The following is a 25,267-nucleotide window of genomic DNA, read 5'->3' as shown; positions in this document are numbered from 1 at the left end:
GCCGGTCCGCCGTTACGGGGCCGGCGCCATCCGTTCGGCCTCGACCACCATGTCCAACACGTAGGCCACGGCCGGCGCGTCCGCCGGTACCCGCTCCGGGGTGAAGCGCTTCACCCGCAGCACCTTGCGCTCGCCTTCGACGAACTCGAAGCCCTCGATCTGCGCGTACAGCGGCTGCCATCCCCCCGGCGGTGACTGGCGGATGCCCGATGCGTCGTAGTGCAGCTCCCGGACCTGCAGGCATTGGTGGCCGGCGATCAGCGGATGGTTGCAGGCGACCTTGGCGGGCGCGACTTCCAGGAACATCAACTCGCCCGGCCCGCCGTAGCGGGTCTCCGCGGTCGGCTCACCGGTCCACAGTGAGCGCGTGCCGTCGGCGGACTCCAGCACCAGCCGCGGCGGGGCCGTGGCCTCGATGCGCAGCTGGAGCGGGCCGGCGGCGAGCAGGTCGTGGATGGCACGGTCGGCGCGCATCAACGGCTCCGGGCAACCCATCAGCGTGGAAGCCATCTCGCCCACCTCCAGCGTGCCGCCGGGCTGCAGCCGGTACCCGGCGGACGCACGGTTGCAGGCGCCGGAAACCCCGATCCGGTCCTCGTCGAGCACCATCCTCAGCCGGTGGTCGTCGTCCGGAAACAGCGCCGCCAGGCGCGCCCCGTCCGCACCGGTGGCCTCCTCCAGCACCCAGCTGTGGCCGGTCAGTACGGCATCCGGGGCGTCTGTCACCGGCTCCCCCCCAAGGGCCGCGCCACCGGTGGCAGTGCAGCCGGCCACGGCGGCGGCAAGCAGGGCGGGAAGGGCGAGCGGGAGCTTGCGTGACATGGGCAGTCCTCGGTTGCTGGAAGGCAGGGCGCGGCGTTGCGTTGCGGGGCCTTCAATCGCCGATCGGCAACCAGGCCAGCAGGATCACGCCGAGCACGATGCGGTATACCGCGAACGGTGTGTACTCGTGCTGTTTGATGTAGCCCAGCAGCCATCGCACCGCGATGAACCCGGTGGCGCTGGCCGCGACGAAGGCCAGCGCCATTTCGCCCCAGGCCTCGCCGCCGGTGCCGGAGGCAAGCAGGTGCTCGACCAGCGCGTAGCCACTGGCGGCGAACATGGTGGGGATGCCCACCAGGAACACGAACTCGGTCGCGGTCGAGCGCCCGCTGCCGGCGATCATCGCCATGAAGATCGCCGCCGCCGAACGCGAAGTGCCGGGGAATACGCCCGCCACCACCTGGGCCAGGCCGACCAGGACCGCCACCGTCCAGGTGATGTGCACGGAGTCCGGCCGCCGGCGCGCGATGCGCTCGGCGATGAGCATCCACGCTCCCCCCAGGATCAGCGCCCACGCCACCGGCGAGATCGTTTCCGGCAGCTCCCAGCCGGCAAGCCGCACCGGCAGCCCGACCGCCGCGGTGACGGCGAACGCCAGCGCCAGCTTGGCCAGGTAGTCGCGGTTGGCGCGCTCGCCCAGCCCGGTGGCCAGCGACCACAGCCGTTGCCGGAACACCAGCGTGATCGCCAGGATCGCCCCGGCCTGGATGATGATGTTGAACAGGTCCGAGCGCGCGCCCAGCCAGTGCTGTGCGATCAGCAGGTGGCCGGTGCTGGAAACGGGAAGGAACTCGGTGAGGCCCTCGAGGATGCCGAGCAGGAGCGCGGCGAGGTAGTCAGGCATGGGCACGGACGGCAGCAGGAAGGAAGGAGGCACCGGGCGGCGGCCGCCGCAGCGCGTGACGCGGAAGGATATCAGCGCCCTGCTGCGCCAGACGCGGGCATTCCGGGGTGCGGCTGCACCATTCCGGTGCGGCCGTGTCGCGGGCTTCACCACCGGGGGTACCCTGTCCTCGCGACACGGCCCGTGGAATCAACGGCTTGGCTGAGGACCGTGCCGCCAACTTACGCGGTGGTGTGCCTGGCATGCCGCCTGCTACATCCGTTGCAATCCCTCACACTTCCGGCCGACACCCATGAGCACCGAAAACCTCACCCGCCTCATCAACGACCACCGCATCGAGTTCATCGACCTGCGCTTCACCGACATGCGCGGGGTCTGGCACCACGTGAGCTTCCCGGCCTCGATCGTCGACGACGCGCTGCTGGAGGACGGACGGATGTTCGATGGCTCCTCGATGCCCGGATGGAAGGGCATCCAGAATTCCGACATGGTCCTGCTGCCGGATCCGGAAACCGCCTTCGTCGACCCGTTCACCGCCGACCCGACGCTGGTGCTGACCTGCGACATCCTCGATCCGCAGACCATGCAGGCCTACAACCGCGACCCGCGCGGCATCGCCCGCCGGGCCGAGGCTTTCCTCAAGTCCAGCGGCATCGCCGAACAGGCGTTCTTCGGCCCGGAGCCGGAGTTCTTCATCTTCGACTCGGTGCGCTACGCCAACGACATGGGCCATACCTTCTTCCACGTCGACTCCGAAGAGGCGGCGTGGAACTCCGGGCGCGAGTACGAGGGCGGCAATACCGGCTACCGCCCCGGGGTGAAGGGCGGCTATTTCCCGGTGGCCCCGCTCGACCAGCTGCACGACATCCGCGCCGAGATGTGCAAGGTGCTGATGGCACTGGGCATCGAGGTCGAGGTCCACCACCACGAGGTCGCCAACGCCGGGCAGTGCGAGATCGGCGCGCGCTTCAACTCGCTGGTGCGCAAGGCCGACGAGCTGCAGATGCTCAAGTACGTGGTCAGGAACGTCGCCCACCGCAACGGCAAAACCGCGACCTTCATGCCCAAGCCGCTGGTCGGCGACAACGGCAGCGGCATGCACGTGCACCAGAGCCTGGCCAAGGGCGGGGTCAACCTGTTCACCGGTGACGGCTACGGCGGGCTGAGCCAGACCGCGCTGTGGTACATCGGCGGCGTCTTCCGCCATGCCCGCGCCATCAACGCCTTCAGCAATGCCGGCACCAACAGCTACAAGCGCCTGGTGCCCGGCTACGAAGCGCCGGTGATGCTGGCCTACTCGGCCTCCAACCGCTCCGCCTCCTGCCGCATCCCCTACGTCACCAACCCCAAGGCGCGGCGCATCGAGATGCGCTTCCCCGACCCGATCCAGTCCGGCTACCTGACCTTCGCCGCGCTGATGATGGCCGGCCTGGACGGCATCCGGAACCAGATCGACCCGGGCCCGCCCAGCGACAAGGACCTCTACGACCTGCCGCCGGAAGAGGAGAAGGGCATTCCCACGGTCTGCGCCTCGCTCGACCAGGCGCTGGAGGCGCTCGACGGCGACCGCGAGTTCCTCAAGGCCGGCGGGGTGTTCACCGACGACTTCATCGATGCCTACATCGGGCTGAAGATGAAGGAGGTCACCGCGTTCCGCGCGGCGACGCACCCGCTCGAGTACCAGATGTACTACGCGACCTGACGGCCGCGGCGCCGCTCCCACCGGAACCAGTGTTCCACCCGCAAGAGCGCCTTCACCCTCGCAACACCCCATGCGCATTCATGCTTTGTTCCTTCCCGCAGGAGGCGAAGCAATGGAGCAGACGATCCAACCGGCGCGGGGCCGGCTCGCGGTACTGATGCCCGGCCTGGGCGCCGTCGCCACCACGCTCATCGCGGGCGTGGTGTCGGTCCGGCGCCAGCTGGCCGAGCCGGTGGGCTCGCTGACCCAGATGGGGCGCATGCCGGGCACGGACGGGCGCCCGGTCCGCATCGCCGAGGCGGTGCCGCTTGCCGGTCTCGACCAGCTGGTGTTCGGCGGCTGGGACATCTACCCCGACAACGTCTACGAGTCCGCGCGCAAGGCGGCGGTGCTCGAGGACGCGCCGCTGCGGGCGATCCGTGGCGAGCTGGAGCAGATCCGGCCGATGCCGGCGGTGTTCGACCCGGCCTTCGTTCCCAACCTGCATGGAAGCCACGTCAAGTCCGGGAAAAACAAGGCCGCGCTCGCGCGTGCGTTGATGGACGACATCGCCGGCTTCATCGCGGCGAACGGCTGCGAGCGCGCGGTGATGGTCTGGTGCGCCTCCACCGAGGTCTACACGCAGGCCTCGCTGGTGCACCAGGACATCGACGCCTTCGAGCAGGGGCTCGAGGACGATGATCCGGCGATCGCGCCATCCATGGTCTACGCCTACGCCGCGATCCGCTCCGGCGTGCCGTTCCTCAACGGCGCGCCCAACCTGGCCTGCGACGTGCCGGCGCTGGTGCAACTGGCCGAGCGCTGCCGGGTGCCGATCGGGGGCAAGGACTTCAAGACCGGCCAGACCCTGATGAAGACGATCCTCGCGCCCGGGCTGCAGGCCCGCGCTCTGGGGATCCGCGGCTGGTACTCGACCAACATCCTGGGCAACCGCGACGGCTACGTGCTCGACAACCCGGAGAACTTCCGCACCAAGGAAGTCTCCAAGCTCGGCGTGCTCGACGACATCCTGCGTCCGGACCTCAACCCGGACCTGTACGGCGACATGCACCACCAGGTGCGGATCAACTACTACCCGCCGCACGGCGACAACAAGGAAAGCTGGGACAACATCGACATCTTCGGCTGGCTCGGCTACCGGATGCAGATCAAGATCAACTTCCTGTGCCGCGACTCGATCCTGGCGGCGCCGGTGGCGCTCGACCTGGCGTTGCTGGGCGACCTGGCCTCGCGCGCCGGCATGGCGGGCGTGCAGGAGTGGCTGTCGTTCTACTTCAAGTCGCCGCAGGTGGCCGGCGGCGCGCGGCCCGAACACGACGTGTTCCGCCAGCTCGCCCGCCTGCACGAGGTCCTGCGCACGATCGCGGACCGCCCACCGGCAGCGGAGGACGCCGCGGCGGGCCCGGTCCGCGTCCACGCCGCCACGACCTGACCACAACTTCGGGAAACATCCCGGGAGCGCTCACCTACGCATGATCGAAGCCGTCACTTTCTGGAACGAGGCCAACAACAAATCGCACTGGGACATGGAGGTCGACCCCGAGTGGCGGCTGTACGCGGACATGGTCGGGCTCGCCGCCGAAGCGGTGAAGGCCCAGGCGCCGCATGTCACCCGGGTACTGGGAGGCATCTCGCCGATCGACCCGGGTTTCATCGGCCGCATGCACGAGTTCGGTGCGCTGCGGGACATGGATGCGGTCGGCGTGCACGGCTTCCCGCTGGACTGGAACCTGTGGCCGCTGGATTCCTGGCCGGACAAGGTGGCGGAGATCGAAGCGGTGACGCCGCTGCCGGTGTGGGTTCCGGAGGTCGGCGTGTCCAGCTTCGGCGCCGAGGAAGTGCAGGATTTCGGCCTGCGCCGCACCGCCGGACTGCTGCTGGGGCGGGTGCCCCGGATCTACTGGTACAGCCTGTACGACCTGCCGCAGGCCTGGGAGGCGACCACCCGCCACCGCGAGGCCGAGGGCTCGTCCTATTACCGGCACTTCCACATGGGCCTGCTGCGCGAGGACGGCACGCCGAAGATGGCGGCGCGGCAATTCCACGAGTACACCCCGGACATGGGGGTGTGCCAGTGGTTCCACTTCGAGGACCACCGGCTCGACGATGCGGTGGCGTGGTTGCGCAGGCTGGGCGTGCGCCGGGTGCGCACCGGCCTGAGCTGGGCGGACTGGCTGCGGCCGGATGCCGAACGCTGGTTCGACCGGATGGTGTCCGCGCTCGACGGCTTCGAGGTGACCGCGACCTTCTGCTTCACCCCTGAATCCGAAGGCATCCAGCCGCACCACACCAGCGCACCGCGCGACCCGCGGCGCTTCGCCGACTTCTGCGTCGAGATGATGCGCCGCTACGCCTGAAGGAGGAGCGGGGTGGACGACCCGTGGACGCGGCACATGCGGCGCGGAGAATGGGAGCAGGCCTGGCAGGTGGGCGATGCCGGGCTGCCGGCGCGCGCCGCCCGGCCCTGCCACCATCTGCCGCGACACCTGCAATACGTGTGGACCGGGGCCCCGCTGGAGGGCCGGCGGGTGCTGGTGCGCTGCTATCACGGGCTGGGCGACACCCTGCAGTTCATCCGCTATGTCCCCTTGCTCGCGCAGCGTGCGGCCGAGGTGGCCGTGTGGGCGCAGCCGGGCCTGCTGCCGCTGCTGGCGCAGGTCCCCGGCATCGACCGGTTGCTGCCGCTGCACGACGGCGATGCGGAGGTGGACTACGACGTCGACGTGGAACTGATGGAGCTGGCCCACGTGTTCCGCAGCACGCCCGATGACCTGCCCGGGCGGGTGCCTTACCTGCATGCCGAACCACATGGGCTGCCCGGCCCGGACGTCCGGCCGCGCATCGGCCTGGTGTGGCGTGGCGGAGACTGGAATCCGGCGCGGTCGATGGACTTCCGGCAGATCGCCCCGCTGGCCGGGCTGCCGGGCGTGCGGGCGTTGATCGTCCAGCCGCAGGCCCGCGATGCCGGCTGGGACGGCTGCACCGGCGAGTACCCCGGCGAGTTCGGGATACCGGCCTACGCCAGCGTGCTGTCGGCGCTGGACCTGCTGGTGACCATCGATTCCATGCCCGCCCATCTCGGCGGTGCGCTCGGCGTGCCCACTTGGGTGCTGTTGCACCACGAGCCGGACTGGCGCTGGATGGAGGGGCGCGATGACAGCCCCTGGTATCCGGGCATGCGCCTGTTCCGCCAGCGCGCGGCGGGCGACTGGGCCGGGGTGGTCGACCAGGTCATGGCCGCGCTGGCCGCGCACGGCTTTGCCTCCCCGCATTCGCGGGCGTGAGCGGCCGCGGTCGACCGGCGCGGTCCAGCGTCGGTCGCCTGGCGCGCCCGGCGCTCAGCGCAGTCCCAGCCGCTCGACCAGCCGTCCCAAGCGGCCGCGGTGGTACGCCAGCGCGTGGTAGGTGGCGGCCGCCCCCCGCGCCCAGGCCACGTAGATCCAGGCCTGGCCACTTGCCCGGGCCAGCCGGAACATCCGGTGGCTCCAGGCCGAGATCGCCTGGCGCATCGCGTAGACCAGCCGGCGCCGCGGGGCCGGCGAACGCGCATCCGGCGCCACCCGCTTGCGTGGCACCAGGCCGCGGCGGCGATGCGCCAGCCGCCACGCCAGCCCCTCGCGCCGCTGGCGCAGCCCCGCCGCCTGGGTGTTGGCGACGTAGGCGTCGTCGACTGCGTCCAGCGAGAGCCGGCCTTCCGACAGCGCCCGTTCGACCAGCCGGCCGATCACCGGCGAGCGCACCAGCATCACGTTGGTCCCGCGCCAGTCCGACGAGTGCGGCTCCACCCAGGCATCGCCGAAGGAAACGTCGGCGGTCTCGGCCACCACGTCGTCGCAGAAATTGCAGGCCGGGGCCATGAAGAAGCCCGCGCCCCAGTCGCCATCGGCCAGGTGCCACCAGTCCTGCGTCGGCTGCGAGCCGTCGTCCAGGGTCAGCCGGCTGCTGTACCAGTTGGCCGGCCGGTCGGCGGCCTTGTGGCGGTACTCGACGCCACGCACCCGCTCCCGCGGCAGGCCCATCTGCATCGCCAGGCTCTCGGTGAAGCGCGCGCTCTTCATGTGTCCGCAGAACAGCCCGAGGGTGTGGACGATCCGTTCGCGGTACAGCGGCTCGTGGCGCCGCAGCAGCTGCACGGCCTTGATGAAGCAGGGGATGCCGACCACCGCGTAGCGGCCCGGTTGCGCGGCGATCTCCCGCAGCACCGTCGAGAGCTCGATCGGGTGGTAGCGCGATTGCGCGCCGTCCCTGACCTGCCCGCGGGTGCGCGAAATCCGGTAGGCGAAGAAGCGTCCTTCCTTTTGTGGCTCTTCGCAGGGCACCACGTGCACGACCGCTTCGACCAGGCCCTTGTCCAGCAGCTCGCAGGCGACCCAGCTGACCAGTCCGCCGGAGCTGCCGTGCAGCCGGAAGTCGGCTTCGGCGGCGTGCCCGACCCAGGCCGATTCGTAGCGCCCGACGCTTGCCGCATGCCGGGGCGCCGCCGGGAACACATCGGCGGCGATCGCATCCTCGTCGGCGGCGCGGGGGGAAAACGGGCAGATCCCGGCAAACCCGCGCGGCCCGGTGGCCATCCAGCCGGCATCGGCACGCGGTCGCAGCAGGCCGTGTGCGTCGAACTCCATCCTGGCGCGCCCGGCAGGTGCAAGCCCGGCGCAGGCGCCGCAGCCGATGCACAGTCCGGAGCGGACGATGTCGGCGGGGCCCGGGTCTTCCTGCGCCGAGGGGCTCATGCGGCGAGCGCGTGGTCCAGGAACCGGCTGGAGCGCAGCCGGGCCGCGTCGATGCGCTCGCCGATGGCGTCCTCCAGCGGCCGGCCCAGCAGCGCCTCCAGGTGCTGGCCGCCGGCCGCATCCGGCTCCAGCAGGTGGCGCTGGCCGCCGACGGTCTCCATCAGTCCGTGCAGCTTGTTGCTGCGGTAGGCGGTCGGCTCGCACACGAACGGCCGCGCGTTGAGCAGCGCGAACACGCAACCATGGAAGAAGTTGGTCACCACCGCCTCGGCGCCGGCCATGAAGCGGGCGAAGGCATGCGGCCCGGCGTCGAGCCATTGCCGGTCGGCCCAGTCGTTGCGGTAGCCGATGCTGACGACCTGCAGGCCGCGCCGGCGCGCCCACTCGCGTACCCGCAGGGAAAGCCCGCGGGAGAAGCCATGGCCATACAGGGCGAGATACCGCGCCTCCGGCTGCGCCGGGTCGCCGGCGCCGTCGATCGCCCCGGCGGTGGGTGGAAACTGCAGGCACGGGTCGAGCACCAGTTCCGGTGCCTGTCCCAATGCGCCCTCCACGATGCGCGCCGAGTTGCCGTCGCGGACCGAGATGCGGTCGAAACCCGCAAGCCAGCCGGCCTGTTCCGGGCCCAGCGCCCATTGCGCGTCCTGGTTGCCGAAGCTGGCCGCGTAGGCCACCAGGCGGGGTGCCCGCAGCCCCTGGCCGTAGAACAGCCCGCATCCGCCGTACCACGGGTGGGCGAGGTTCCACACCTCGTCGCTGCCCACCACCACCAGGTCGCAGCCCGGTTCGACGTGGCCGTCGAGCGGATACGGCGGCGACAACGGAAGGGCGCGGATCGCCTCGCCGAAATGATGGATCTTGGTCCGGTAGCGCAAATGGTCGCCCTCGGCGGGCGGGTCGGGAAGCGTCGGCCGGAAGGCGCACTTCCACTCGGCGATGTCGACCCGCCGCGAGGCGTGGTCGATCACCAGCGGCTCGTGCCCGCGCGCCCGCAGTCCCTCCACCAGGCAGCGGGTCTGCCAATAGCTGCCGTAATTGATGCAGCGATGGAACGTCAGTACTCCGATCCGCACGCGCGCCTCCAACCGGCTCGGTGTGAGCCATGCCTGTCATGGCCATGACACTCATCCATGGCCGCACCACAATGGCGGTTGCCGCCACGGACCCTGCCATGACCCGTTTTTTCCTGATCCGCCACGCCGCCAACGACGTCTCCGGCCATTCCTTTGCCGGACGCAGTCCCGGCATCGACCTCAACGAGGCCGGGCGCGCCCAGGCCGCCGCGCTGGCCTCGCGCTTTGCCGGCGTGCCGGTCGCCGCGGTCTGCAGCAGTCCGCTGGAGCGCGCGGTCCAGACCGCGACGCCCATCGCGACCGTACTGGGGATGCGGACCAGCACCCGTGAAGAATTCCTCGAACTGGACACCGGCGACTGGACCGGCAGGCGCTTCGACTCGCTGGACGGTGACCCGCACTTCCGCCGCTTCAACGCCTTGCGCAGCTGTTCCGGCGCCCCCGGCGGGGAGTTGATGGTCCAGGCCCAGGCCCGGGTGGTCGCCGGCCTGGAGGCGCTGCGTTGCCAGTACCCGGGACAGACGGTGGTGGTGGTCAGCCATGGCGACATGATCCGGGCGGCACTGGCGCATTGCCTGGGCATGCCGCTGGAGCTGATGCTGCGCCTGGTGGTGGACATGGGTTCGGTCAGCATCGTCGAAGTGGGCGATGACGCGGTGCAGGTGCTGGCGGTCAACGACACCGGGCGCGGCCGCTTCGGGTGACCCCTTGCGTCGTTCCCGCGAACGCGGGAATCCACGCGCCGTCGCGCCCCGCGGCGTTCCAACCCACGCCGCCCGGCGCGCACTAACATGGTGCAGATGCCGCCCGCACCGCCCGCACCGCCCGCACCCGAGTCCGACAGCCTGGCAACGCCGGTGGCGTGGACCGGTGGCGACGGGCGGCTGGCCGGCTGCAATCCCGCCTTCGCCAGCTGGCTGGGGGTGGGGGCGCGGCGCCTGCTTGGCCGTCCGCTGCCGGACCTCGAGGCGGAGGAACCCGGCCGGCTGCAGGCGGCACTGGCCCGCCTGCACGTGGATGCCGCCCCGCTGCGGCTGCGCCGGATGCACCTTCGGCACCCGGAAGCCGATGAGCGTTTCGCCGACCTGTGGCTGTCGATGACGGACGCCGGTGTGCTGGTGGAGGCCCATCCGGTGGACGAGTTTCCCGGCGACGACCCCGCGCTGCTGCTGCCGTCGGCGTTGTCGGCGACGCTGAAGGGCCTGGCGCACGAGCTGCGCAATCCACTCGCCGGCCTCAAGGGCGCCGCGCAGCTGCTGGGCCGGCGGGCGGCGGGCGGCGAACGCGAACTGGTCGGCCTGATCGAGGACGAGGTGGGCCGGCTGGCGACCCTGGTCGACCAGCTGCTGCACCCGGAAGCCGCGGCCGCACAGGCGCCGGTGAACATCCACGTGGTGCTGGAACGGGTGTTGCGCCTGGCCGAGAGTGACGCCGGCTGGGCGGTGCGGCTGGTACGCGACTACGACCCCAGCCTGCCCGAGCTGGAAGGCGACGCCGACCGGCTGGTCCAGGCGCTGTGGAACCTGGTGCGCAACGCGATCCAGGCCGGCGCCGGCCGGGTCGTCCTGCGCACCCGGGCCGAGCATGGGCTGCGTATCGGTGACCAGGCCTGGCCACTGGCGCTGCGGCTGGAGGTGGTCGATGACGGGCGCGGGGTGCCGGCCGACCTGGCCGGGCGCATCTTCCTGCCGCTGGTGACCGGCCACGCCGAGGGCACCGGCCTGGGCCTGCCACTGGCCCAGCAGGTCGCGCGCGAGCACCGGGGCTCGCTGGCGTGGCGCTCGCGCCCGGGGCACACCGTATTTACCCTGCTGCTGCCGTTCACGCGGGAGCACCCCCCTGCGGACGGGCCGGCATGAGCGCACGGATCTGGGTCATCGATGACGATCGCAGCGTCCGCTACGTGCTGGTGGCCGCCTTGCGCGAGGCGGGTTACCAGGTCATGGCCTTCGATCGCGCCGCGGCGGCACTGGGCGCCCTGCAGGCCGGCGAGGAGCCGCCGGAGCTGGCGTTCACCGACGTGCGCATGCCCGGCGACGACGGGCTCGTGCTGCTCGGGCGCCTGCGCGACCGGCTGCCGGAGCTGCCGGTGGTGGTGATGAGCGCCTGGACCGACGTGGCCAGCACCGCGGGCGCGTTCCGCGGCGGGGCACGCGAGTTCCTGTCCAAGCCGTTCGATCTCGATGATGCGGTGGCGCTGGCCGGGCGTACGCTCGCCGCGTCCGGTGCCGGTGCCGGTGCCGGTGCCGGGTTGCCGGCGGAACGGCCGCCGGCACGTGCCGACGGCGCGCTGCTGGGAAGCTCGCCGCCGATGCGCGCGCTGTTCCGGGCCATCGGGCGGCTGGCGCAGGCACCGGTGTCGGTATTGATCACCGGCGAGACCGGCACCGGCAAGGAGCTGGTGGCACGGGCGCTGCACCGCGAATCACCGCGTGCCCGGCAGCCATTCGTGGCGCTCAACACCGCGGCGATCCCGGCCGAGTTGCTGGAGAGCGAACTGTTCGGCCACGAGGTCGGCGCCTTTACCGGCGCGGTGCGCCGCCGCGCCGGGCGCTTCGAGCAGGCCCACGGCGGCACGCTGTTCCTCGACGAGATCGGCGACATGCCGCTGGCCCTGCAGACCCGTTTGCTGCGGGTGCTGGCGGAGGGCGAGTTCTTCCGTGTCGGCGGCCGCGAGCTGATCCGGGTCGATGTGCGGGTGATCGCCGCGACCCATCAGGATCTCGGGCGGCTGGTCGCCGAAGGCCGCTTCCGCGAGGACCTGCTGCACCGGCTGGACGTGGTGCGCCTGCGCCTGCCGCCGCTGCGCGAACGCCCCGGCGACGTGCCGGAGCTGGCCGGCCGTTTCCTCGGCGTGACGGCGCAGCGTTTCGGGACCGTGCCCAAGCGGCTGGACGCGGACGCGACCGCGCGGCTGGAGGCACATGCATGGCCGGGCAACGTGCGGGAGCTGGAGAACCTGTGCTGGCGCCTTGCCGCCCTCGCGCCGGGGGGAGTGGTGGACCGCGCCCAGGTCGAAGCCGCGCTCGGCGCCACCGCCCCGGACGCGCCGGAGGGTGCTGCTCCTGCCTGGGAACGCCCGCTGGCCGACTGGATCCGGGCCCAGCTGCAGTCGGGCGCCACCGGCGTGCATGCCCGCGCGCTGGAGCGCTTCGAGCAGGCGGTATTCGCCGCCGCGCTGGAGCACACCGGGGGGCACCGCAGCCAGGCCGCCGCGCGGCTGGGCATCGGCCGCAACACGCTCGGACGCAAGCTCGGGCGCCAGCAGGGCGACTGATTCACTGCCCCGGCGTGCGTGCTGCGCTAGCTTTGGTGGTCCCCACCCGGGTCCACTGTCCCCACCTACCGAGGAAAACCGCGATGAAGACCTTCCGCACCCTGATGGTCGCCGCCGGCGTGGCCGGCCTGGCGGCCTGCGCCAGCGCGCCGGAAACCGCCACCACGAGCACCGCCGTGGCATCCGCCGAAGCCAGCCCGCGGATGGCGACCGCCTCCACCGTGCACAACGCCCGGGTGAACCTCGCCTCGGCGTCGGGCAGCCTGGTCAGCGGCACCCTGGGGGTCATGGCGATGGGCGATGGGCTGCACGTCACCGGCGAGGTCGGCGGCCTGGCGCCCAACAGCACCCACGCCATCCACATCCACGAGAAGGGCGACTGCAGCGCGGCCGACGCCAGCAGCGCCGGCGGGCACTTCAATCCCCACAGCAATCCGCACGGCCGGGCCGGGCGGGGCGCCCACCATGGTGGCGACATGGACAACATCGTCGCCGATGCCAACGGCGTGGCGCGGGTGGACGTGCACGCGATGGGCGTGGTGCTTGGCGGCGGCGCGCCCAACGACGCGCTGGGCAAGGCGGTGATCGTCCACGGCGGCGCCGACGACTACACCAGCCAGCCCACCGGCGACGCCGGCAACCGGGTCGCCTGCGGCATCATCAAGGCCGCCCCGTAAGCCGTACTCAGCCCGACAGCAGGGCGCGGCAATCCCCGCCGCGCCCGCAATGCACGAAGGTCACCGGCACGCCATGGGCCGCCAGCACCGCGCCAAGCTGGCGCTGGCGGGCCTCGAAGTGCTGGTGCATCCGCCGCAGGTGTTCGCGCTCGGCCCCGGCCTGGTGCGGGGCGCCATCGCCGTAGCGGTCGTACCAGGCGCCCGGATCGAACATCGCGATGCGTGCCTCGCCGTCATGGAAGCGCACCAGCGGCTCGGGCGCCTGGTCCAGCCAGACCTCTTCGGCCGGCGCCAGCAGTGCCGTCTCGAGCACCGGCCAGAGCGGCGCGAGGCCGGCGTGTTCGTACTGCATCGCGGTCATCGCCAGCAGGTCGTGCACGGTGAGGTAGCGGGCGTGCTCGACCTGCAGGCCGAAGGCCTCCTGCGCCGCCAGCGCGGTGCCCGCACCGGCCATGCCGGTTTCCAGCAGTTCCTCTTCGAACCGGCGCGACACCCGCGAGGCGGTGTCTTCCACCCCCGCCAGCAGGAACGGCATCAGCCGCAGCGGGCCGCCGGCATGCTCGCTGGAAGGCGAGAGCGCGCCGGGCAAGCGCCCTTCGTGGCTGCCGAAGGCGATCACCCGGCCCTGGTCCGCGCCCATGCCGGCGCGCGGCGCGCGCGCCGCCAGCTGGTCCAGTTCCGCGTGCAGCGGCCAGCCGGGGCGCAGCAGCTCGATCGGATCGTAGTGCGCGCCCACCGTCACCAGCTCCAGCGAGGCGGCCTCGGGGGCCAGCCGGGCCAAGTCGCGCGCGACCAGGCCGGCGAGGGTCTCCACCTCGGTCCGGGCCAGCGCGTCGCGCCCCACCGGGGACAGGCCGGTCAGTTCCAGCGCCAGGGCGCCGAGCACCCGCGGAGCATCCGCGGCAGGAAGGTTTTCGGTGGCGGGCATGGATTCGGGACGCAGACGGTACGCAGGCGTTTGGTGACGCACAGGGGCGGCGCTACACTCGGCCCATTATGCCCGTCCGGGCAGTGCCGCCGCGGCACGCGATCCCCACCCGGCCCCGAACGGCCGACCACGAGGTGACCCGATGCGTCCAGTCCGCCCCGTAGCCATCCTTGGCGGCGTGCGAATCCCGTTCTGCCGGCAGAACACCGCCTACGCCGACGTCGGCAACCTCGGGATGTCGGTGCGTACCCTCGGCGCGCTGGTCGAGAAATACGGGCTGCACGGCCAGGTGCTGGGCGAGGTGGCCATGGGCGCGGTGATCAAGCACTCCTCGGACTGGAACCTGGGCCGCGAGGCGGCGCTGTCGTCGGGGCTGTCGCCGCTGACCCCCGGCATCACCCTGCAGCGCGCCTGCGGCACCTCGCTGGACACCATCAACACGATCGCCACCAAGATCGCCACCGGGCAGATCGAGGCCGGCATCGGCGGCGGCAGCGACACCACCTCCGACGTGCCCATCGTCTATGGCAAGGAGCTGCGCCGGCGCCTGCTGGCGGCCAACGCCGCCAGGGACCCGAAGTCCAAGCTCGCGCAGTTCCGCGGCTTCGGCCTGGGCGAGCTCAAGCCCGAGTTCCCGGGCGTGGCCGAGCCGCGCACCGGCAAGTCGATGGGCGAGCACTGCGAGGACATGGCCAAGCAGTGGAACATCAGCCGCGACTCGCAGGACGAGTGGGCGCTGTCCTCGCACCTCAAGCTCGCGGCCGCCTACGAGCGCGGCTTCTTCGACGACCTGGTGGTGAGCTTCCGCGGCGTCTCGCGCGACAACGTACTGCGCCCGGACAGCTCGCTGGAGAAGCTGGCGACGCTCAAGCCGGCCTTCGACCGGACCTCCGGCCGCGGCACGCTGACCGCCGGCAATTCGACCCCGCTGACCGACGGCGCCGCCGCCTGCCTGCTGGCCTCGGAAGAATGGGCCGCCGAGCACGGCCACGAGGTGCTGTGCCACCTGCGCGACGTGCAGGTGGCGGCGGTCGACTTCGTCCACGGCGAAGGCCTGCTGATGGCCCCGACCGTGGCCGTGCCGCAGATGCTGGCGCGCAACGGCCTGAGCCTGCAGGACTTCGACTTCTACGAGATCCACGAGGCCTTCGCCGCCCAGGTGCTGTGCACCCTGCGGGCGTGGGAGAGCGAGGAGTACTGCCGCAACCGGCTGGGCCTGGAGGCCCCGCTGGGGCGGATCGACCCGTCGAAGATCAACCCCAACGGCTCCTCGCTGGCGACCGGGCATCCGTTCGCGGCGACCGGTGCGCGGATCGTCGCCACCGCGGCGAAGGAGCTGAAGGTGCGTGGGGGCGGCCGCTGCCTGGTGTCGATCTGCACCGCCGGAGGAATGGGCGTGGTGGCAATCCTCGAGCGCTAGGCCCGTCAGGGCAGGGTGATGGTCAGGTTCGCAGTCCGCCCCGGCATGTGCACCACGTCCTGGTAGGCGGCGAGGGTCTCTTCGCTCTCCCCGGCCAGCACCCGGTCCAGCCCGAACCAGCCGACCAGCCCGACCAGCGCCAGTACCGCCGCCGGTGCCCACAGCGGCATCACCCGGCGCAAGGCGTGGGCCACCCGGTCCGGCGGCAGCCAGTGCGGCGCGAATGCCGCGCGCCGGCCCTTGAGGTAGGTGATCTCGTCGCCCAGTCGCGCCACCAGGTAACCGAGCTTCTCCGGACCCTCGATCCGGTACTTGCCTTCGAAGCCCAGCAGCAGCACGTAATGGCAGACCTCCAGCGACGGCAGGCGCGGGGCGCCCTGGGCGCGCAGTTCCTCGAGCCGGTCGAAGAAGTGCTCGCCGGCGAGGTGTTCGCCAAACAGCCGCAGCTGCAGCGGGTTGCGTTCCCATTCCTCGCGCAGCGCCGAGGGCTGGCCGAGCATCGCCTCGTCGACCGCGGCGCAGAAGGCGTAGCGCGCCGCGTACACGTCCTCGGCGGCGATGCCAAGCCTGTGGGCGCCGCGTTCGACCTCGTCCAGGAAGCGCCGGATCGAGGCGACGAAGCTCTCCGCGTCGCCCGGCAGGCGGCCGCGCCTGAGCAGCATCAGCAGGTGGAAGCCGTCGGCCATCAGGTCCAGCAGGCTGCGCGCGCTGCCGCCGCGCGCGGGCGCGGGCGTGGCCAGGGACGGGTCCAGCGAGGGAATGGCGCGGCTCGGAATGGGCGGATTGGGGTAGTTCATGGCGTCCTGCCGTGGGTCCTGCTCAGGAAGTCAGTGCGATCAGCTCGAGCCGCAGCTCACGCAGGCCCGACGGCACGTAGACGGACAGCGAGCCGGCCTTGAGCATGCGCTCGTACAGCGGCCCGCGCGGTTCGATGGCGAAGTACTGGCAACCCGGGCGGACCGGGACCGCCGCCGGCACCTGCGCGGCGTGGGTGAGCTTCAGCCCGGGCAGTGCCGACAGCACGCACTTCTCGACATCGTCCGGCGCGCCAAGCTTGAAACGCACCGGCACGCTCTGGACCAGCTCGGTACCCGGCAGGTCGGCGCCGACGGCGAGGTAGAGCGCGGCCTTGCCGTCGATCCCGTGCGCATCCAGCCGGCCGAGGTGGAACGAGGGCTTGGTTTCCTCCAGCGGGATGCGCGTGTAGCGCGCCGAGATCACCGTATCGAGCAACTCGCGGATGATCTCCAGCAGGGGTTCGAAGCCCGCCGCCGGTTCCCGGTGCCGGTACGGCGGCAGGTCGGCCAGGGTGTGCCCGCGGGAGAAGGTCAGCAGCCCGCCGGCCAGCCGCAGCAGCTCCTGGTGCAGGCGCTCGGGATGCAGGCCGGGGTGCTGGTGGAGGTGGCCCAGCGCCGCATGGGCGGTATTGACCGTATGCAGCAGCCAGAACGAGGCGGTGTCGCCGGAGCGGAACTCGACCACCGACTGCGATGGCTCGCGATGGTGGCCGTGGAGTGAGGCGGTCTTGGCCTGCAGGCTATCGAGCAGCCGGCGCAGCCGCGCCTGCAGGGCGGGCAGCGCCTGCAGCGACAGTGCCGGTGGCAGGAATGCCGCGTCGACCTCGAAGCCGCCGGCCGCGGTGCGCTGGACCCGCATCACCGGCAGGCTTGCGAAACCATCCCGTGGCTCGTCGTCGGTCAGCAGGCGCACGCTCTTGCACAGCACCGACAGCTCGGCCTCGCCGGCGTCGGTATAGAGGTCGGCGGCCGGCTGGCTGGACTGCAGGTAGCGCGCGCTGCGACCCTGGGCATCGACGCAGTTGCCACCCTGCTCGCGCAGCAACGGCAGTCCCAGGTGGATGGTGGTCGACTGCACGCCGTCCGGCAGCTGTTCCAGCAGCAGCGGGGCGGGCAGCTCGTCGGCACCGGGGGCGTCGTAGGGCTCCCCGTCGGGGAACACCAGCGACAGGCGTTGCACGCGCAGTGTTCCGCCGGAAAGCGATTCGCGGTCGAAGACGAGCTCGCGCATGCCCCAGGCGTAGGGGTGCAGCGTGGCGGCCATGGCCTGCAGCCTGGCCTCGTGGTAGGCGTCCTGGCGCTGGAAGTGCTGCGGGCGCAGGAAGAGACCCTCGCCCCACAGGACCTTCGACATCCGGCTCATGCGTTTTCCTTCCGTGGATCTGGTGCCGTCCGTGGCCGCGTACGTGCGGCCGCGGCGGCAGGTTACCGCAAACCGCGGCCGGTCAACCCGGGTTGCCGCTGCAGCGGCTGCCGGCCAGGCTGTGCGCCTCGCCGGCCAGCGGGGTCTGCAGGGCCGCCGCCGACGGGGTGGTCATCGCGCAGGCGTGCAACCCCACGGTGATCCCGGCCGGCGCGGCCGCGGCGGGGTCGAAGGTCAGGCGCCAGCGCACCGGGGCCGGCTGGCGGAACAGCGCGACCACGCCCAGGTGCCGGCCTTCGGCGGGGAGCTGTTCGAGCACTTCGTGGCGCTGGCCGGGCGCGAGCAGGAACTCGGTGACCGCGAGCACGTCGCCACCGAGCACGTCGCGTTCGCGCTGTTCGTCGACGAAGACCTCGAAGGCTGCCTGCTCGAAACGCGTGCGGTCACGCAACTGGTACACCCGCACCACCAGCGAGAGCGGCTGCGGGCCGGTACCGGCGTTGAGGTTGTCGCCGGCATGCAGGCGCAGCTGCACCTGCCGGGGCTGCGGCGCCGCGTCCTGCAGCCCGACCTTCTGCAGCGCCGTGTCCATCGCCTGGCGTACCCCGCCGCCCCCGGTGGCACATGCGCAAAGGCCGGCGCAGGCAAGCGCGAGCAGCAGTCCGCGACGCATCGTGCCGACGCCCGTGCGGCCGCCGGGCGCCACGCCATCCCTGGTGTGTTGCTCCATCGTTTCCACTCCGTTTTCCATGCTCCCGTGCAACACGCGCGTGTGCGACGCCGGTTGACTTCGGGCAGGCAAGGCTACTATACCTAGCGCCCGGTGCACGCCTGCCCCACCGGTTTGGCCGGGGCGCCCGCAAGTCCAAAGGATTGGCCGCATCGCACCGTGCGCGCCCACAAGGAGAGTGACCCCATGCCCGTGTTCCGTCCGGAATCCGCCTGCCGCATCGCCGCCGCCGTGCTGCTGGCGGTGGCACTCGCCGCCTGCAACACCACCGGCGACACGCGCGAGGCACCGCCGTTCGCCCAGCTCATGGACCAGGCCGAGACCGAGGTCGGGGCCGGCCGGGTGGACGAGGCGGTGATCGGGTTCAACGAGGCCGCCCGCGCCGATCCGCTGCGCAAGGAGCCCTGGGTCCGCATCGCCCAACTGCATTTCGACGCCGGCAACTATGGCCGCGCGATCGTGGCCGCCGAGGAGGTCCTGCAACGCGATGCCGCCGACCCGGTCGCCGACAGCGTGCTGACCGTCGCCGGCTTGCGGGTCGCCGCGCAATCACTGCAGCGCCTGCAGGGCAACGGCGCGATCGCGTCCGAATCCGCCCGCGCCGAAGCCGGCCGGCTCGCCACCACCATGCGCGCGACCATGGGTGGGGACATCCTCGCCGACCCGGACGCCAGCAAGCCGCAGCCGCCGGTGCGCCGGCGCGCCGCCCCGGTCCGTCGCAGCACCGCGGGCCAGCCCGCACCGGCCGAGGGCTCCGGCAACAAGATCGCCAATCCGTTCGGCGGCATCGGCGGCTAGCCGTACCGCCCGCCATTCTCGTCAGGGAGACGATGAGATGTCCAAGAAAGAGAGCACCCAGAAACGCCTGCAGAAGGTGCGGCCACCGCGTGTCCAGCTGACCTACGACGTCGAGAAGGGCGACGCCATCGAGCAGAAGGAGATCCCGTTCGTGGTCGGCGTGCTGGGCGACTTCAGCGGCAAGCCCGAGCAGCCGCTGCCACGGCTGAAGGACCGCAAGTTCGTCAATGTCGACCTGGACAACTTCGACGAGGTGATGGAGGGCATGGCACCGCGGGCGCAGTTCCGCGTACCCAACAAACTCGGTGACGAGGGCGGCGAGTTCGCGGTCGAGCTGAAGTTCAGCTCCATCGACGACTTCCGTCCGGAGGCGGTGGTGGAGCAGGTCGAGCCGCTGCGCAAGCTGCTGGAAGCCCGTTCGCGCCTGGCCGACCTGCGCAACAAGGTCGCCGGCAACGAAAAGCTCGAGGACCTGCTCAACGACGTACTCGCCAATACCGAGCAGCTGCGGCAGCTCGGCCAGCCCGGGCCGGAAGGACAGGAGTAAGCCATGAACGCTGAGGCCATTGCCGCCGCACCCGCCGCCCAGGCCGCCGCCACCCCCGGGCTGCTCGACCAGATCGTCGAGCAGAGCAAGGTGGCGCGCTCCGACGCCGAGCACAAACGCGCGCGCGACATCATTTCCGGGCTCGCCCGCGAGGTGCTCGAGGGCACCGTGGTGGTGTCGGAAAACCTCAACCTGGCGCTGGATGCCCGCGTGGCCGAGCTGGACCGGATGATCTCCGAGCAGCTCACCGCGGTCATGCACGCCCCGGAGTTCCAGCAACTCGAGGGCACCTGGCGCGGGCTGCACTACCTGTGCAGCCAGACCTCCACCAGTGCGCTGCTGAAGATCAAGGTGCTCAACGCGCCCAAGGCTGACGTGGTCAGGGATTTCAAGTCGGCGATCGACTTCGACCAGAGCGCGCTGTTCAAGAAGGTCTACGAGGAGGAGTTCGGGACCTTCGGCGGCGCCCCGTTCGGTGTGCTGATCGGCGATTACCAGATCGGCCGGCAGCCGCAGGACATGTACTTCATCGAGCAGATGTCGCACGTTGCCGCCGCCGCGCATGCGCCCTTCATCTCGGCCGCTTCCGAGGAAATGTTCGGCGTGGAGGCATTCACCGAACTGGGCAAGCCGCGCGACCTGGCCAAGGTGTTCGACACCGTCGAGTACGCAAAGTGGAAGTCCTTCCGCGACTCCGAGGACAGCCGCTATGTCGGCCTGACCCTGCCGCGCTTCCTCGGCCGCCTGCCGTACGACCCGAAGGAAGGCACCACGGTCGAGGGCTTCAACTTCGTCGAGGAGGTCGACGGCGCCGACCACTCCAGCTACCTGTGGTGCAACACCGCTTATGCCTTCGGCGCGCGCCTGACCCGGGCCTTCGAGGACTTCGGCTGGTGCGCGGCGATCCGCGGGGTGGAGGGCGGCGGGCTGGTCGAGGAGCTCCCGACCCATACCTTCCGCACCGACGACGGCGAGGTCGCGCTCAAGTGCCCGACCGAGGTCGCGATCACCGACCGCCGCGAGAAGGAACTGTCCGACCTGGGCTTCATCCCCCTGGTCCATTGCAAGAACACCGACTACGCCGCGTTCTTCGGCGCGCAGTCGGCGCAGAAGCCGAAGAAGTACAACAGCGACGCGGCCAACGCCAACGCCTCGCTGTCGGCGCAGCTGCAGTACATCTTTGCCGTCTCCCGCGTAGCCCATTACCTCAAGGCGATGATGCGCGAGAAGATCGGCAGCTTTGCCTCGGCCGGCAACGTCGAGGATTTCCTCAACCGGTGGATCGCGCAGTACGTGCTGCTCGATGACAACGCCACGCAGGAAGCGAAGGCGCAATACCCGCTGCGAGAGGCTTCGGTCCAGGTGTCGGAGGTTCCCGGCAGGCCCGGCGTGTACCGCGCCGTGTCGTTCCTGCGGCCGCATTTCCAGCTCGACGAGCTGTCGGTGTCGCTGCGGCTGGTGGCGGAACTGCCTGCCGGCATGAAGTCCTGACCGCGGCGCACTTCCCAACAAGTGGTTGGCTGTAAACCGCGCCGGGCCTGCCCGGTAACTACCTCATGGAAGAACGGAACAAAGGAAACCAGATGATGCAACACGCCTTCCTGACGATCGACACCATCAAGGGCGAGTCCAAGGACGCCGAGCACAAGGACTGGATCGAGATCGAGTCCTTCAACCAGGACGTCCTGCAGCCGCGTTCGGCAACCGCCTCCAGCGCCGGCGGCACCACCGCCGCCCGCGTGGAGATGGCCCCGATCGAGCTCAACAAGCGGATCGACCTCGCCTCCACCGCGTTGTTCCAGGCCTGCGCCAACGGCACCACCTTCCCCAAGGCCCGCATCGAGTTCATGCGCGCCGACAAGGACGGCAACGCGATCAACTACTACACGATCGAACTGCTGAACGTGCTGGTGCACCGCGTGGCCACCACCATGGGCCATGACGGCATGCCGTCGGAGAACGTCCAGCTGAGCTTCGGTGCCATCAAGTGGTCCTATACCCAGCAGAAGCAGGGTGGCGGCACCGGTGGCAAGACCGTGGCCCAGTGGAGCAACACCAACAACAAGCCGACCTACACGGTCGCCTGATGTGTCGTTCGGTGGCGGCCTCCGGGTCGCCACCGTCTTGCGGTACGGGCGCCGCCCGGGCGGACGGGGAAACATGAAGGGATTCGAGCCCAGCCTGCTCGACAAGCTGTTCGACGAGGCGCCCCGCAGTGCCGGCGGCGGCGTGTTCAAGTCGGTCTCGCTGGAGCAGTACAAGGAGTCGGTCGCCCGCGACCTGGAAGGACTGCTCAACAGCCGTTCGGCGTTCACCGAGGACGAGCTGGAAGCGTTCCCCAACTGCCGCCGCTCGATGATGACCTACGGGCTGGGCGACTTCTCCGGCCTGAGCCTGGCCAACGGCCACCACCGCGCTACGATCTGCCGCTCGCTGGAGCGCTCGATCGCGCGCCACGAGCCGCGCCTGCACAACGTGCAGGTGGCACTCGAGGGCAATGGCCGCGGCCCCGGGGCACTGCACTTCACCATTCACGCCCTGCTGGACCTGCACCCGGCGCGCGAGCCGGTCAGCTTCGATGCCATGCTGCAGCCCAACACCCTGCAGTACTCGGTGAGCAGGCTGCGCCGCGCCGCGGCGGCCTGAAGCGGCGATGGAGGACCTGCTTCCCTACTACGAGCGCGAGCTCGCCTGGCTGCGGACCTACGGCCGCGAGTTCGCCGAACGCTACCCGAAGATCGCCAGCCGGCTGCTGCTGTCGGCCGACGGCAGCCAGGACCCGCACGTGGAGCGGCTGGTCGAGTCGTTCGCGCTGCTGAGCGCGCGGATCAGCAAGAAGGTCGAGGACGACTATCCGGAACTGACCGAAGCGCTGCTGGAGGTGCTGTACCCGCACTACCTGCGCCCGTTCCCGTCGTGTTCCATCGCCAGCTTCGACATGGGGCCGGGGCTGGCCAGGTTGACCGCCCCGGTGACGGTGCCGCGCGGGACCTTGCTGCACTCGCGCCCGGTCCGCGGGGTCGCCTGCCGTTTCCGCACCGCCCATGACGTGGCCCTGGCGCCGGTGCGGGTGACCGGTGCGCGCTTTGTTCCGGTCGCCGAGCCGCCGCTGGCGACTGCCCTGCCGCAGGGCTGCGGCGGACAGGTGTCGCTGGGCTTCGAATTGCTGGGTGACTGCACCGGGATCGACGGGCTGGGGGTCGACGCCTTGCGCCTGTTCATCGATGGCGAGGCCTCGGTCTGCGCGGCATTGCGCGACCGACTGGCTTTTGGCGTCCAGGTGGCCTACGCAGAGCCGGCTGGCAGCGGGCGCTGGCAGCGCCTGGCCGGGGTCCCGCTGGAGCAGGTGGGCTTCGGTCCGGAGCATGCGCTGATCGACACCGGCGAACGCTCGCTGCCGGCCTACCGCCTGCTCACCGAACTGTTCGCCTTCCCCGACAAGTTCGGCTTCTTCGACCTCGACCTGCGGCCGCTGCGCGGCCTGGCGGGCACCCGCTTCACCGTCCATTTCGTGCTGGCCTCGCAGCCGGCCGACGAACCGGCCAACCGGCTGCTGGAGGGCGTGGGACCGGACAACTTCCGCCTCGGTTGCAGCCCGGTGGTCAACCTGTTCGCCCAGCACGGCGAGCCGATCCGCGTGCACCATCGCAGCACCGGTTACCCGGTGGTCGCCGATGCGCGCCGCGCGTTCGCCTACGAGGTGGTCTCGATCGATTCGGTCAAGCGGGTCCGTCAGGGGCCGCAAGGCGAGCAGGTCACCGAGTTCCGCCCGTTCTACGCCCTCCACCACGGCGAGACGCCGGAGCAGACCGGGCATTACTGGCTGGTCCGGCGCGACGAACAGGTGGCACACAGCAGCCCCGGCTACGAAACCGAACTGTCCTTCGTCGACCTGGACTTCAACCCGGTCCAGCCGCAGGCCGACGTCGTCAGCCTGGAGCTGACCTGCAGCAACCGCGACCTGCCGACCCGGCTCGCCTACGGGGTGCAGGGCGGTGACCTGACCATGGAGGGTGGCGGTCCGGCGCGCACGATCGCCCTGTTGCGCAAGCCGACCCCGCCGCGCCGCTTCGAGCGTGGGCGTGGGGCGCAGTGGCGGCTGATTTCGCACCTCTCGCTCAACCACCTGTCGCTGACCCAGGACGGCTTGCCGGCACTGAAGGAGATGCTGCGCCTGTACGACGTGACCCGCAGCAGCGTGTCGCGGCGGCAGGTCGACGGGCTGGTGTCGATCACCCATGCGCCGGCCACCGCCTGGCTGCCGGGCAAGACCTTCGCCAGCGTGGTGCGCGGGATCGAGATCCGGCTGGAGATCGACGAGGCGGCGTTCGTCGGCCATGGCATCGCGGCCTTCGCCCGGGTGCTCGAGCACTTCTTCGGCCTGTACGTGCACGCCAACAGCTTCACCCGGCTGGTGCTGGTATCGGCCAACAGCGGCGAGGAACTGCACCGATGCGCACCCCGCAGCGGCGACTCGATCCTGGCCTAGCCCAGCAGCTGCTGGCGCGGCCGCAGCGCTTTGGCTTCTTCCAGGCGATGCGGATCCTGGAGCGGCTGTTCGTCCGCCAGGGCATTCCGGCCGTGGAGGTGGTTGCCCGTCGCATCCGCTTCCGCAACTCGACGGCGCTGGGCTTCGCCCCGGGCGAGATCGAGGACGCCGCCGCCTTCTCCGCCGACGGCACCGCGCTCGACCGCGATGCCGCCGTCGAGCACGCGGTGACCATGGAGGAACTGGGCGAGGTCCACTTGACCCCCGCCTTCATGGGCCTGCTCGGGACCCATGGCGCGCTGCCGCTGCATTACACCGAGACCCTCAACGAGCGCGAGACCTTCGGTCGCGACCGTGCCGCGCGGGCCTTCCTCGACATCTTCAGCAACCGTGCGGTCGCCCTGCATTACGCGGCATGGAAACGCTATCGCCTGGGCTTCCAGTACGAACTCGATCGCGAGGAACGGTTCCTGCCCTTGGTGCTGGCGCTCTCTGGCCTGGGCATGGAGTCCCTGCGGGGACGCATGCGCGGGGGGAACGGAGCGGTATTCGACCAGGCGGTGGCCCATTACGCGGGAGTGATCCGCCAGCAACCGGTCTCGGCGGCAGGCCTGCAGCAGGTACTGGCGGGCTACTTCCGCGTGCCGCTCGAGGTCGAGCAGTTCGTCGGTGCCTGGTACCCGGTGCCACAGGCGCAGCGGACCCGCCTTGGCGTCGGCAACGCCGCGCTCGGCAGTACCGCGCTGGCCGGCGGGCGGGTCTGGCAGCGCGATCTGCGCATGCGGCTGTGGATCGGCCCGCTGGACCGCGCGGACTTCGACGACTTCCTGCCCGGCGGCCAGGCCGCCGCGGCGCTGGCCAAGTGGCTGACTCTGTTGACCGGCTCGAGCCTCGAGTACGAAGTGCGGCTGGTGTTGCGTGCCGAGCACGTCCGCGGCATCGGCCTGGGACCGAAAGGGGGCGCCCGGCTCGGTTTCGACAGCTACCTGTGCTCGCGACCGGCCACTGCCGCGCGCTCGGACACCACCTATGGCATCAACACCCTCCAGTAGCCCCATGGAGCAACCCTG

24 protein-coding genes are annotated in these 25,267 nt (G+C 70.8%); 16 read left to right on the top strand and 8 right to left on the bottom strand.

Annotated features, from left to right (window positions below):
• Positions 1–12: 12 nt before the first annotated feature.
• Entirely contained in the window at positions 13–822 is an 810-nt protein-coding gene (locus tag LY625_RS06545; RefSeq protein WP_233738466.1) for an META and DUF4377 domain-containing protein, read from the bottom strand.
• Positions 823–874: 52 nt separating this feature from the next.
• Positions 875–1,666 (bottom strand): undecaprenyl-diphosphate phosphatase, encoded by a 792-nt coding sequence (locus LY625_RS06540; protein ID WP_233738464.1) that lies wholly within the window; start codon positions 1,664–1,666, stop codon positions 875–877.
• Positions 1,667–1,958: 292 nt separating this feature from the next.
• Here LY625_RS06540 and glnA point away from each other — a divergent pair, with 292 nt between their 5' ends.
• The 4 genes from glnA (at position 1,959) to LY625_RS06520 (ending at position 6,652) form a co-directional block, all read left to right on the top strand.
• Positions 1,959–3,368 carry a type I glutamate--ammonia ligase gene (gene glnA / locus LY625_RS06535; RefSeq protein ID WP_233738462.1) on the top strand — a complete coding sequence of 470 codons (1,410 nt, stop codon included), beginning with the start codon at positions 1,959–1,961 and terminating at the stop codon, positions 3,366–3,368.
• A 112-nt stretch (positions 3,369–3,480) separates the two neighbouring features.
• Positions 3,481–4,800, top strand: coding sequence for an inositol-3-phosphate synthase (locus tag LY625_RS06530; protein ID WP_233738460.1), 1,320 nt, complete (start codon positions 3,481–3,483; stop codon positions 4,798–4,800).
• Positions 4,801–4,840: 40 nt separating this feature from the next.
• Complete coding sequence (locus LY625_RS06525) at positions 4,841–5,725, top strand: hypothetical protein (protein ID WP_233738458.1); 885 nt, start codon at positions 4,841–4,843, stop codon at positions 5,723–5,725.
• 36 nt (positions 5,726–5,761) lie between these two features.
• Positions 5,762–6,652, top strand: a complete 891-nt coding sequence (locus LY625_RS06520) for a hypothetical protein (protein WP_233738456.1) — start codon at positions 5,762–5,764, stop codon at positions 6,650–6,652.
• Positions 6,653–6,706: 54 nt separating this feature from the next.
• On the opposite strand, the gene LY625_RS06515 is transcribed toward LY625_RS06520, so the two are convergent.
• A complete protein-coding gene (locus LY625_RS06515) occupies positions 6,707–8,098 on the bottom strand; it encodes a Coenzyme F420 hydrogenase/dehydrogenase, beta subunit C-terminal domain (protein WP_233738446.1) in 1,392 nt (463 codons plus the stop codon).
• Complete coding sequence (locus tag LY625_RS06510; protein WP_233738439.1) at positions 8,095–9,171, bottom strand: polysaccharide pyruvyl transferase family protein; 1,077 nt, start codon at positions 9,169–9,171, stop codon at positions 8,095–8,097. Before LY625_RS06510 ends, LY625_RS06515 begins: the two co-directional genes overlap by 4 nt.
• 98 nt (positions 9,172–9,269) lie before the next feature.
• Here LY625_RS06510 and LY625_RS06505 point away from each other — a divergent pair, with 98 nt between their 5' ends.
• From LY625_RS06505 to LY625_RS06490, 4 genes are all read left to right on the top strand, one after another.
• A complete protein-coding gene (locus LY625_RS06505; protein WP_233738437.1) occupies positions 9,270–9,875 on the top strand; it encodes a histidine phosphatase family protein in 606 nt (201 codons plus the stop codon).
• Between the two features lie 96 nt (positions 9,876–9,971).
• Positions 9,972–11,030, top strand: coding sequence for an ATP-binding protein (locus tag LY625_RS06500; protein ID WP_233738435.1), 1,059 nt, complete (start codon positions 9,972–9,974; stop codon positions 11,028–11,030).
• The gene (gene ntrC / locus LY625_RS06495) at positions 11,027–12,448 is read left to right on the top strand and encodes a nitrogen regulation protein NR(I) (protein ID WP_233738426.1); all 1,422 of its coding nucleotides are present in this window, start codon (positions 11,027–11,029) and stop codon (positions 12,446–12,448) included. Before LY625_RS06500 ends, ntrC begins: the two co-directional genes overlap by 4 nt.
• 83 nt (positions 12,449–12,531) lie before the next feature.
• Positions 12,532–13,125, top strand: a complete 594-nt coding sequence (locus LY625_RS06490; protein ID WP_233738424.1) for a superoxide dismutase family protein — start codon at positions 12,532–12,534, stop codon at positions 13,123–13,125.
• A 7-nt stretch (positions 13,126–13,132) separates the two neighbouring features.
• Here LY625_RS06490 and LY625_RS06485 read toward each other — a convergent pair whose 3' ends face one another.
• The gene (locus tag LY625_RS06485) at positions 13,133–14,053 is read right to left on the bottom strand and encodes a hypothetical protein (protein ID WP_233738416.1); all 921 of its coding nucleotides are present in this window, start codon (positions 14,051–14,053) and stop codon (positions 13,133–13,135) included.
• Between the two features lie 142 nt (positions 14,054–14,195).
• Here LY625_RS06485 and LY625_RS06480 point away from each other — a divergent pair, with 142 nt between their 5' ends.
• Entirely contained in the window at positions 14,196–15,473 is a 1,278-nt protein-coding gene (locus LY625_RS06480) for an acetyl-CoA C-acetyltransferase (protein ID WP_233738414.1), read from the top strand.
• 5 nt (positions 15,474–15,478) lie between these two features.
• Here the strand turns inward: LY625_RS06480 and LY625_RS06475 are convergent, their stop codons facing one another.
• The 3 genes from LY625_RS06475 to tssJ all read right to left on the bottom strand — a co-directional run bounded on the left by LY625_RS06475 (position 15,479) and on the right by tssJ (position 18,363).
• Positions 15,479–16,270 carry a DotU family type IV/VI secretion system protein gene (locus LY625_RS06475; protein WP_233738412.1) on the bottom strand — a complete coding sequence of 264 codons (792 nt, stop codon included), beginning with the start codon at positions 16,268–16,270 and terminating at the stop codon, positions 15,479–15,481.
• Between the two features lie 22 nt (positions 16,271–16,292).
• A complete protein-coding gene (gene tssK, locus LY625_RS06470) occupies positions 16,293–17,633 on the bottom strand; it encodes a type VI secretion system baseplate subunit TssK (protein ID WP_233738410.1) in 1,341 nt (446 codons plus the stop codon).
• A gap of 82 nt (positions 17,634–17,715) precedes the next feature.
• Positions 17,716–18,363 (bottom strand): type VI secretion system lipoprotein TssJ, encoded by a 648-nt coding sequence (tssJ, locus tag LY625_RS06465; RefSeq protein WP_233738397.1) that lies wholly within the window; start codon positions 18,361–18,363, stop codon positions 17,716–17,718.
• Positions 18,364–18,549: 186 nt separating this feature from the next.
• Here tssJ and LY625_RS06460 point away from each other — a divergent pair, with 186 nt between their 5' ends.
• From LY625_RS06460 to tssG, 7 genes are all read left to right on the top strand, one after another.
• Complete coding sequence (locus tag LY625_RS06460) at positions 18,550–19,161, top strand: hypothetical protein (RefSeq protein ID WP_233738396.1); 612 nt, start codon at positions 18,550–18,552, stop codon at positions 19,159–19,161.
• A gap of 37 nt (positions 19,162–19,198) precedes the next feature.
• Complete coding sequence (gene tssB / locus LY625_RS06455) at positions 19,199–19,708, top strand: type VI secretion system contractile sheath small subunit (protein ID WP_233738395.1); 510 nt, start codon at positions 19,199–19,201, stop codon at positions 19,706–19,708.
• A gap of 3 nt (positions 19,709–19,711) precedes the next feature.
• A complete protein-coding gene (tssC, locus tag LY625_RS06450; RefSeq protein ID WP_233738394.1) occupies positions 19,712–21,199 on the top strand; it encodes a type VI secretion system contractile sheath large subunit in 1,488 nt (495 codons plus the stop codon).
• A 92-nt stretch (positions 21,200–21,291) separates the two neighbouring features.
• Positions 21,292–21,795 (top strand): type VI secretion system tube protein Hcp, encoded by a 504-nt coding sequence (locus LY625_RS06445; RefSeq protein ID WP_233738393.1) that lies wholly within the window; start codon positions 21,292–21,294, stop codon positions 21,793–21,795.
• Between the two features lie 73 nt (positions 21,796–21,868).
• Positions 21,869–22,354, top strand: coding sequence for a type VI secretion system baseplate subunit TssE (gene tssE, locus LY625_RS06440; protein WP_233738392.1), 486 nt, complete (start codon positions 21,869–21,871; stop codon positions 22,352–22,354).
• A gap of 7 nt (positions 22,355–22,361) precedes the next feature.
• Positions 22,362–24,197 carry a type VI secretion system baseplate subunit TssF gene (gene tssF / locus LY625_RS06435; RefSeq protein WP_233738391.1) on the top strand — a complete coding sequence of 612 codons (1,836 nt, stop codon included), beginning with the start codon at positions 22,362–22,364 and terminating at the stop codon, positions 24,195–24,197.
• Entirely contained in the window at positions 24,161–25,249 is a 1,089-nt protein-coding gene (gene tssG, locus LY625_RS06430; protein ID WP_233738390.1) for a type VI secretion system baseplate subunit TssG, read from the top strand. The genes tssF and tssG overlap by 37 nt, the downstream gene beginning before the upstream one ends.
• The last annotated feature ends 18 nt before the right edge of the window (positions 25,250–25,267 follow it).

It is taken from the genome of Lysobacter sp. GX 14042, from assembly GCF_021390425.1.
Taxonomy (GTDB): domain Bacteria; phylum Pseudomonadota; class Gammaproteobacteria; order Xanthomonadales; family Xanthomonadaceae; genus Novilysobacter.
This window is presented reverse-complemented; position numbering and strand designations above follow the sequence as displayed.

What these genes read in the sequence shown, in the direction of transcription:
- LY625_RS06545 (WP_233738466.1), bottom strand. Translation starts at nt 822, where the DNA reads ATGTCACGCAAGCTCCCGCTCGCCCTTCCCGCCCTGCTTGCCGCCGCC.
- LY625_RS06540 (WP_233738464.1), bottom strand. Translation starts at nt 1,666, where the DNA reads ATGCCTGACTACCTCGCCGCGCTCCTGCTCGGCATCCTCGAGGGCCTC.
- glnA (WP_233738462.1), top strand. Translation starts at nt 1,959, where the DNA reads ATGAGCACCGAAAACCTCACCCGCCTCATCAACGACCACCGCATCGAG.
- LY625_RS06530 (WP_233738460.1), top strand. Translation starts at nt 3,481, where the DNA reads ATGGAGCAGACGATCCAACCGGCGCGGGGCCGGCTCGCGGTACTGATG.
- LY625_RS06525 (WP_233738458.1), top strand. Translation starts at nt 4,841, where the DNA reads ATGATCGAAGCCGTCACTTTCTGGAACGAGGCCAACAACAAATCGCAC.
- LY625_RS06520 (WP_233738456.1), top strand. Translation starts at nt 5,762, where the DNA reads ATGCGGCGCGGAGAATGGGAGCAGGCCTGGCAGGTGGGCGATGCCGGG.
- LY625_RS06515 (WP_233738446.1), bottom strand. Translation starts at nt 8,098, where the DNA reads ATGAGCCCCTCGGCGCAGGAAGACCCGGGCCCCGCCGACATCGTCCGC.
- LY625_RS06505 (WP_233738437.1), top strand. Translation starts at nt 9,270, where the DNA reads ATGACCCGTTTTTTCCTGATCCGCCACGCCGCCAACGACGTCTCCGGC.
- LY625_RS06500 (WP_233738435.1), top strand. Translation starts at nt 9,972, where the DNA reads ATGCCGCCCGCACCGCCCGCACCGCCCGCACCCGAGTCCGACAGCCTG.
- ntrC (WP_233738426.1), top strand. Translation starts at nt 11,027, where the DNA reads ATGAGCGCACGGATCTGGGTCATCGATGACGATCGCAGCGTCCGCTAC.
- LY625_RS06490 (WP_233738424.1), top strand. Translation starts at nt 12,532, where the DNA reads ATGAAGACCTTCCGCACCCTGATGGTCGCCGCCGGCGTGGCCGGCCTG.
- LY625_RS06485 (WP_233738416.1), bottom strand. Translation starts at nt 14,053, where the DNA reads ATGCCCGCCACCGAAAACCTTCCTGCCGCGGATGCTCCGCGGGTGCTC.
- LY625_RS06480 (WP_233738414.1), top strand. Translation starts at nt 14,196, where the DNA reads ATGCGTCCAGTCCGCCCCGTAGCCATCCTTGGCGGCGTGCGAATCCCG.
- LY625_RS06475 (WP_233738412.1), bottom strand. Translation starts at nt 16,270, where the DNA reads ATGAACTACCCCAATCCGCCCATTCCGAGCCGCGCCATTCCCTCGCTG.
- tssK (WP_233738410.1), bottom strand. Translation starts at nt 17,633, where the DNA reads ATGAGCCGGATGTCGAAGGTCCTGTGGGGCGAGGGTCTCTTCCTGCGC.
- tssJ (WP_233738397.1), bottom strand. Translation starts at nt 18,363, where the DNA reads ATGGAGCAACACACCAGGGATGGCGTGGCGCCCGGCGGCCGCACGGGC.
- LY625_RS06460 (WP_233738396.1), top strand. Translation starts at nt 18,550, where the DNA reads ATGCCCGTGTTCCGTCCGGAATCCGCCTGCCGCATCGCCGCCGCCGTG.
- tssB (WP_233738395.1), top strand. Translation starts at nt 19,199, where the DNA reads ATGTCCAAGAAAGAGAGCACCCAGAAACGCCTGCAGAAGGTGCGGCCA.
- tssC (WP_233738394.1), top strand. Translation starts at nt 19,712, where the DNA reads ATGAACGCTGAGGCCATTGCCGCCGCACCCGCCGCCCAGGCCGCCGCC.
- LY625_RS06445 (WP_233738393.1), top strand. Translation starts at nt 21,292, where the DNA reads ATGATGCAACACGCCTTCCTGACGATCGACACCATCAAGGGCGAGTCC.
- tssE (WP_233738392.1), top strand. Translation starts at nt 21,869, where the DNA reads ATGAAGGGATTCGAGCCCAGCCTGCTCGACAAGCTGTTCGACGAGGCG.
- tssF (WP_233738391.1), top strand. Translation starts at nt 22,362, where the DNA reads ATGGAGGACCTGCTTCCCTACTACGAGCGCGAGCTCGCCTGGCTGCGG.
- tssG (WP_233738390.1), top strand. Translation starts at nt 24,161, where the DNA reads ATGCGCACCCCGCAGCGGCGACTCGATCCTGGCCTAGCCCAGCAGCTG.